General features: G+C 39.9%; 5 protein-coding genes. 3 read left to right on the top strand and 2 right to left on the bottom strand.

The genetic code is table 11. The features are described 5' to 3' along the window. Positions 1-52: 52 nt before the first annotated feature. Both HMPREF2571_RS03955 and HMPREF2571_RS03950 read right to left on the bottom strand, forming a co-directional pair. The gene (locus HMPREF2571_RS03955; protein WP_013990638.1) at positions 53-1,399 is read right to left on the bottom strand and encodes a D-alanyl-D-alanine carboxypeptidase; all 1,347 of its coding nucleotides are present in this window, start codon (positions 1,397-1,399) and stop codon (positions 53-55) included. Between the two features lie 230 nt (positions 1,400-1,629). Then, positions 1,630-2,826, bottom strand: a complete 1,197-nt coding sequence (locus HMPREF2571_RS03950) for a cation diffusion facilitator family transporter (protein ID WP_013990637.1) — start codon at positions 2,824-2,826, stop codon at positions 1,630-1,632. A 213-nt stretch (positions 2,827-3,039) separates the two neighbouring features. Here HMPREF2571_RS03950 and HMPREF2571_RS03945 point away from each other — a divergent pair, with 213 nt between their 5' ends. The 3 genes from HMPREF2571_RS03945 (at position 3,040) to HMPREF2571_RS03935 (ending at position 6,994) form a co-directional block, all read left to right on the top strand. Beyond that, a complete protein-coding gene (locus HMPREF2571_RS03945) occupies positions 3,040-3,693 on the top strand; it encodes a uracil-DNA glycosylase (RefSeq protein ID WP_013990636.1) in 654 nt (217 codons plus the stop codon). 19 nt (positions 3,694-3,712) lie between these two features. Next, positions 3,713-4,981, top strand: a complete 1,269-nt coding sequence (locus tag HMPREF2571_RS03940) for a dihydroorotase (protein WP_064520684.1) — start codon at positions 3,713-3,715, stop codon at positions 4,979-4,981. Between the two features lie 75 nt (positions 4,982-5,056). Continuing rightward, entirely contained in the window at positions 5,057-6,994 is a 1,938-nt protein-coding gene (locus HMPREF2571_RS03935) for a DUF2207 domain-containing protein (RefSeq protein ID WP_070847219.1), read from the top strand. Positions 6,995-7,184: the final 190 nt, after the last annotated feature.

Below are 7,184 nucleotides of genomic sequence, written 5' to 3'. Positions count from 1 at the left end.
ACTTCTGAGGACTTTGTCTTCAATCTGAAACGTGTCATGGACACGCTTTCTTTTATTTATTGATTTGTCTTGCTTGACGACGTTCTTTGACTCTTTGACGACGTCCTTTTTCATTGAGGTAAATCAAGTAGAGGAGACCAACTGGGATAAGGCATAGCAACCAGAAATAAACTGAGAGTTGGCCATTATTTGTTGCTTTAGTAGCCTTTTTATCTTTTTGGTTACTTCCAAAATCGAACCATCCCTTAACTTTAGTTGCCTTAACAGAAGTAGCCTTGATATTAGGTGATACTGTCTTCAGACCATTATCAATGACAATGTGATCATCTTTAACAGAGATTTTAGGGTCTTTGCCTTTTTTGACTGTGGCGTAGACATCTTTTTCGACAGTGTACTTTTTACCGTCGATTTCTTGTTCACCCTTGCTAAGAACTTTCTTGTAAGAGAAATCTTTATACATTTTCTCAACGAGAGCATTACCAAAGGTATGACGGATTTCTTCACCTGTTTGGTCAGACCAATCACCAGAACCCATGATGACAGCAATCATACGTTGATCACCACGTTTGATGGTATCAATATAGTTGAAAGCACCTTCTGGGCTAGATCCTGTCTTCAAACCATCAACCCCATCAATTCCGTATTTGGCACCTGGAATAGAGTAGTTATAAGTCTCGAAGGTTTCCTCGTAAGGTGTTCCCTTTTTAACTGTGACAACAGGTTTGCTAGTGTACTTGAGAATTTCTGGGTATTTCTTGATGAAGTTATAGGTCATGATGGCCAAATCACGCGCAGTTGTTTGGTTGGTTTGGTTGTTATCATAACGTTGAGGACTGTAGTAACCTTTGAAGGCGACAGCAACGGCACCAGAAGCGTTAAACCATTTGGTATTGGTCATCCCTAGCTCTTTAGACTTTTCATTCATCATGTCTAGCCATTTATCAGGATCATTATTGGTCAAGTAGTTGGCAAGCATCACGGTTGTAACGTTAGAGGAAGGCACCGCCGTCATAGTGATGAGTTCTGAAACGGTATAATCAACACCCGCAACAATCTTGTTGTTGGAAATTTCGTAAATATCGGCAATAGCTTGGTCGGTTGGAGTAGCTGTGATAACAGTATCTTCTGAAATCTCTCCTTTAGACATAGCTTCAAAGACCAAATAAAGTGTCATGGCCTTAGACATAGAAGCAGGGTCACGCACCTCATCAGCATTTTCTTCCCAGAGGACATCTCCGGTATTGCCATCAATTAAGAGGGTTGATTTGGGGCGATAGGCCTCAGTGGCTTCAGTATAACCAGCAGCTCGTGTGATATCCATCAATTCGTCTGCACTAGACAAACTCGGTGCTAGAGCTAGACAAGCTGCTAAAAGGACGGCAACAATTTTCTTTTTCACAATGTGTCTCCTTTAATATCTATGGGGTTCTGTAGCTGGCAGAACCTATTTATATCTATTAATCTCATTTGCCTGTCAAAACCCTAAATTCAGTAGTGACAAACACCTTCATTATAACATATAAAAGTTAGAGTTTTCCTAACATTCGGCATTTTAATGTAATTTTTAGAATTGATTGAATGTTACACAAAATATAGTTGAAAGCTGAAAAAAACGAGCTTATTTGCTCGTTACTTTTCATCTTTTATCCTTGTCACTTGGTGGTAAATCATGAACCAGGTTTCATTTCGACGCCAGATACTAGTGTGGAAATTTCCTCCCAACTCATAACTAATTAATTTCGTTTTTTGACTAACAGATGTCATCTTGAAGCTGTCAAAGTTATTGAGAAGTGGTTGTTGATTGGCAATGACTTCTTCACGAGTGTGGTGATGGCCATTTTCGTCGATTAAGTAGAAGTCAGGTGCCAAGAGATTTTCATAGTCAGGAATTTTCGACAGAATAATCTTTTCATTGCGAGAGAGTTTGTGAAGGACATTGCCATAAATTTCATCTTCGGGAATGGCAGCGGGTTCTACGTGGACATCAGTGTCGTAGACAGAGAAACGCTTGCTGAGGACCTCCTCGATTTGTTCAGTAATGGCATGACTCTCGTAAACTGAGAGGTCAGGATTCATTTCAACCACAATATCAAGATAGACGTTGCTACCATAAGAACGGCCACGTTGTTTCTTAACTTTAGTGACTTTTGGAATCTCAAGAATGGCTTTTTCATAGGCCTTGAGGTTTCTCTCGTCGAAACCGTCTGACAAACTAAAGGTTGCTTCCATGAAGATATCATAGGCTGTCTTTAGGATGAAGAAGGTAATGATAATGGCAGTAATATAGTCAATAATCGTGAGATTGAAGGATGCTGCAACGATAGCGATTGAGGTACCAATAGAAGTTACAGCATCGGAGAGATTGTCCTTGGCCGCAGCAATCAAAGCACTGGATTTCAGCTTTTTTGCAAGTCTTTTATTGTAAAAGTAAACGCCACACATGACGATAGCAGATAGGATACCAACAGTGGCACCCAGTGGATCGACCACTGTTTCCTCTCTTAGAAAAATCTTTCGGACTGTTTGAATGAGGACCTGGAAACCTACCACGAACATGATAAAGGAAGTGACTAGGCTTGATAAGTCTTCAATCTTCCAATGACCAAACCTATGATCTGCATCAGCTGGTTGACTAGCTAGGTGCAATCCAATGAGTAGGGCCACGTTCCCTAAAATATCTGACAAGTTATTGAAACCATCGGCAATCAAAGAGCTAGAGTTTAAAAAGTGTCCAGCTAGTAGTTTTGCAATGGTAAGAAGAACATAGGCAGCAATACTGACAATAGGACCTCGTCTGGCTGCTCTTAAATTTTCATACGTAGTCATAGGATTACCTTTTCTCTTAAAATACAAGTTTAAATTATAGCATAAAACTATAACGAGTTAAAGATTGTAAGCCCTTTAAACTTGTGGAGTCACTCATTTTTAAAACTTTGTAGAAAATGCTTCGTATTCAGGGTGTTTTTTCAGTATTTTCCGAATATTCCCTACAAATTATGGTATAATTTAGGGTGTAAAACAGTCTAAAAAGAGGTTTTTATGGAACATTCGACATGGCACAAGCTTCTGAAAGAGGAACTACCGGATCATTATTTTTCAAAGATAAATCAGTTTATGGATCAGGTTTATAGTCAGGGAACGGTTTATCCGCCACGTGAAAAGGTTTTTAATGCCTTGTTGGAGACTCCGTTTGAAGAAGTGCGGGTGGTAATTCTTGGTCAGGACCCTTATCATGGGCCTCATCAAGCACAAGGACTATCCTTCTCAGTACCTGATAGCCTTCCTGCTCCTCCGTCTTTGAAAAATATTCTCAAGGAGTTAGAGGAAGATTTGGGTCCTAGACCCTTTCATGATTTAACTTCATGGGCTGAGCAGGGGGTGCTTTTGCTTAATGCCTGTCTGACGGTTCCAGCTGGTCAAGCAAATGGGCACGCCGGTCAGGTTTGGGAACCTTTTACAGATGCTGTGATTAAGGTCCTCAATCAAAAGGATACTCCTGTTGTCTTTATACTTTGGGGTGGCTATGCTCGTAAGAAGAAGGCACTGGTGACCAATCCAAAGCATGCCATTATAGAGAGTGCCCATCCGAGTCCCTTGTCGGCCTATCGTGGTTTTTTTGGCAGCAAGCCTTTTTCAAAAGCCAATGCCTACCTTGTATCTCAAGGCCAATCCCCAATTGATTGGTTGAAGTAAAATAGAAAGTTGGAAGATTATGTTACTGATTAAAAATGGTCGTGTTGTAGACCCTAAGTCTGGTTTGGATACGCAAGCTGATGTTCTTGTTGATGGTAAAAAAGTCGTTAAGATTGCGGAAAATATCGAAGCTGGAGATGCTCAAGTCATCGATGCGACTGGACTTGTGGTTGCTCCTGGTTTGGTGGATATCCATGTTCATTTCCGTGAGCCAGGTCAAACCCACAAAGAAGACATTCATACTGGTGCCTTGGCAGCTGCCGCAGGTGGTTTTACAACAGTTGTAATGATGGCTAATACTAATCCAACGATTTCAGACAAGGAAACCTTGGAGGAGGTCTTGACTTCAGCAGCTAAGGAAAATATCCATGTTAAGTCTGTTGCGACCATTACAAAGAATTTTGATGGTGAAAATATCACTGATTTCAAGGGCTTACTTGAAGCAGGTGCTGTCGGATTCTCGGATGATGGTATTCCATTGACCAATGCTGGTATTGTCAAAAAGGCCATGGAGCTAGCTAAAGAGAATAATACCTTCATCAGTCTTCACGAGGAGGATCCAGATCTTAATGGCATTCTCGGTTTCAATGAAAATATTGCTAAAAAAGAATTCCATATTTGTGGGGCAACTGGTGTAGCTGAGTACAGTATGATTGCGCGTGATGTCATGATTGCTTATGATACACAAGCACATGTTCATATTCAACACTTGTCAAAAGCTGAATCTGTAAAAGTGGTTGAATTTGCTCAAAAACTTGGAGCTCAAGTTACTGCCGAAGTGGCACCTCAGCATTTCTCTAAGACTGAAGACCTCTTGCTCTCAAAAGGTGCTAATGCCAAGATGAACCCACCACTTCGTTTGGAATCTGACCGTCAGGCTGTTATCGAAGGGCTGAAATCTGGAGTCATCTCAGTCATTGCCACAGACCACGCGCCACACCATGCCGATGAAAAGAATGTCGATGATGTTACTAAAGCACCATCAGGAATGACTGGTCTTGAAACATCTCTATCTCTTGGATTGACCTACTTGGTTGAAGCAGGTCACTTAAGCTTGACTGAACTCTTGAAAGTAATGACTAGCAACCCATCTGATCTTTATGGCTTCGATGCCGGTTACTTGGCTGAAAATGGACCAGCTGACCTTGTAATCTTTGCGGACAAGGAAAAACGTCAGGTCACAGCAGACTTTAAGTCTAAAGCAGCCAATTCACCATTTGTAGGCGAAGAGCTTACGGGCAGTGTTAAATACACTATCTGTGACGGTGAGATTGTTTATCAAGCCTAAATAAGGGATCAGAGCAGGGCACATCGAGACACTTGGTGTTGCACCTGCTTTTTTAGTTCTTGAAGGAGCAAAATGATGAAAAAGATACTGAAAGGTCTTGTTAAATATGTTACTTTAACTGTTTTGTTAGTCTGTTTTCTGCCATTGTCTTTTCAACACGTCAAAGCTGATGAGGTAGAGTATAGCCTGCCTTCCTATGTTGGTCACCTTTCAATAAATGATGATGGTAATGCGACCTTTACTCAGGAAGTGACTTATGATTTTGATAGTGACTATAAAGGTCAGTATGTAACCTTGGGAAAAATTGGTGGCTATTCTATCATGGATGACCCAAAGGTTTCGGCAACTGTAAATGGGAAAGAAAAAACAGATATTACAGTTGAAAAAACAGACTCCTATGATGGTGTAAAACTCAAAGTTTATAATTCAGGTTCAGATGGTGATAGGGTTGTCCTCAAAGTTACTTGGCAGATCCAACACCTATTGAATCTATATTCAGATATTGCAGTTTTAAATTGGTTTCCTATCTCTGATTGGGATAAAGGATTTGGACAGGTTGATTTCACAGTTGATGGTCTGGATGCAAGTCAAGGAGAGCTTTATGCCCACACCGGCTATTTCGGAAAAGACCCACAGGTTAAGCGTACTTCTACAGGTTATCAGGTTCATGTAGACAATTTTCCATCTTCAGGTAAATTGGAATTACACGCCTACTGGCCGATGACCAGTGCTTTACGAGAAAATAATCAGGCTTATTTATTAAATAAGACGAATATGGCAGACTTTCTAAAAAAAGAAGCAGATATCAAGGAATCTAAAGAAAAGTTTCGACATCTATTTTATGTCATTTTGCCACTTGTGATTTTAAGCTTTGTTCTTATTGGTATCTTCTGTTATCTCATTGTTTTATATAGCACTAGAACGCCTTCCTTCCCTAGAAATGCCCGTCTTTATGAAGCCCCTCAAGATTTAGCACCTTTGGTCCTAGCCAAGAATGTTTATAATCAGTCGTTCGACAAAACAGGTCTAAAAGAAGAAACGGGTCCTCTGAAGTTTAAATATATGGTGCAAGCTACCATCCTTGATTTGATTGATAGAGGTTATCTCACCTATAGACAAGAAGGTGATAGTAATATTCTTACACGTATTGAAAAGGAAGGTCTCTCTTCATTTGAAGAGTCTTTCTTGGATATGTTGTTTGATGGTCGCATGGAAATTAGAGATACGGAAATGTTCTCGCGCTATTATCTTGATAAAGATGGCTTAGAAAAACAATTTAAGAGTGCTAGAACAAGCTATGAGCGTGAAGCAATACGTTCCCAAGGAAAACGTGTCAAATATCAATTCACTAATGACGGCTATCAAGTAGCAAAAGGCGTAGAAAAAGAGGAATTTGCGCTTGGACTTCCTAAAATTTATAGAGATTTTAGTCCGAAAGAAAAGACATTTAACATATTGGGAGTAGCAGCTTTGGTACTTTCAATGGTGCATTGTATTCTTTCAACCTTGTTCTTATTTGCTGCTTTTGGATCAGGACTTGGTTTTTACTATATTCTTGGTCTTCTACCTATAGCAGGAGTTACGATTTTATTCTGGTACTTAGTGAAGAGACGTCGTCAGAGATGTCTTGATGCAACTCAAATTTCAACCTTTTACCAGTGGCATAGCTTTAAAAATATGATTAAGAGTATTCCTAGTTTTAAAGAATCCGAACTAGAATCTGTCATCCTATGGAATCGTATCTTGGTTTATGCGACACTCTATGGACAGGCGAAAAAAGTTAGTGATGTCCTAAAACGTTACAACATTCACCTCAGCAATCCATCTCTAGATGAGTTTACTTATTCAGCAGCACCGTTTATTATGATGAATAATGTCAATTATCTAGAATCTTATGTTTCTGCCTCAGATAGCGTAAGTAGCTTCTCTATCAATTCGAACAGTGGTAGTGGCGGCTTTGGAGGCGGTGGCTTCTCTGGTGGTGGCGGAGGCGGCGGAGGCGGTGCCTTCTAAGACCAGAAAAAATTACTTACCAAATGTATCGTATCGGCTTTTAATAACTATACTTTGTAGTTGAAGGTTGATACTTAAAAATATAAAATAACTAGACTCCCTTTATAGAGACAGTGACAATAACACATTATTTCACTAGAAACTATAAGGGGAGTTTTTGGGTCTTGAATATACAATATAAGTGCACAAT

Source organism: Streptococcus sp. HMSC068F04 (assembly GCF_001837455.1).
Taxonomy (GTDB): Bacteria; Bacillota; Bacilli; order Lactobacillales; family Streptococcaceae; genus Streptococcus; species Streptococcus salivarius_D.
This window is presented reverse-complemented; position numbering and strand designations above follow the sequence as displayed.

Excerpts from the sequence above, each read along its gene's own strand:
- HMPREF2571_RS03940 (WP_064520684.1), top strand. The coding sequence starts at position 3,713 with ATGTTACTGATTAAAAATGGTCGTGTTGTAGACCCTAAGTCTGGTTTG.
- HMPREF2571_RS03935 (WP_070847219.1), top strand. The coding sequence starts at position 5,057 with ATGAAAAAGATACTGAAAGGTCTTGTTAAATATGTTACTTTAACTGTT.
- HMPREF2571_RS03945 (WP_013990636.1), top strand. The coding sequence starts at position 3,040 with ATGGAACATTCGACATGGCACAAGCTTCTGAAAGAGGAACTACCGGAT.
- HMPREF2571_RS03950 (WP_013990637.1), bottom strand. The coding sequence starts at position 2,826 with ATGACTACGTATGAAAATTTAAGAGCAGCCAGACGAGGTCCTATTGTC.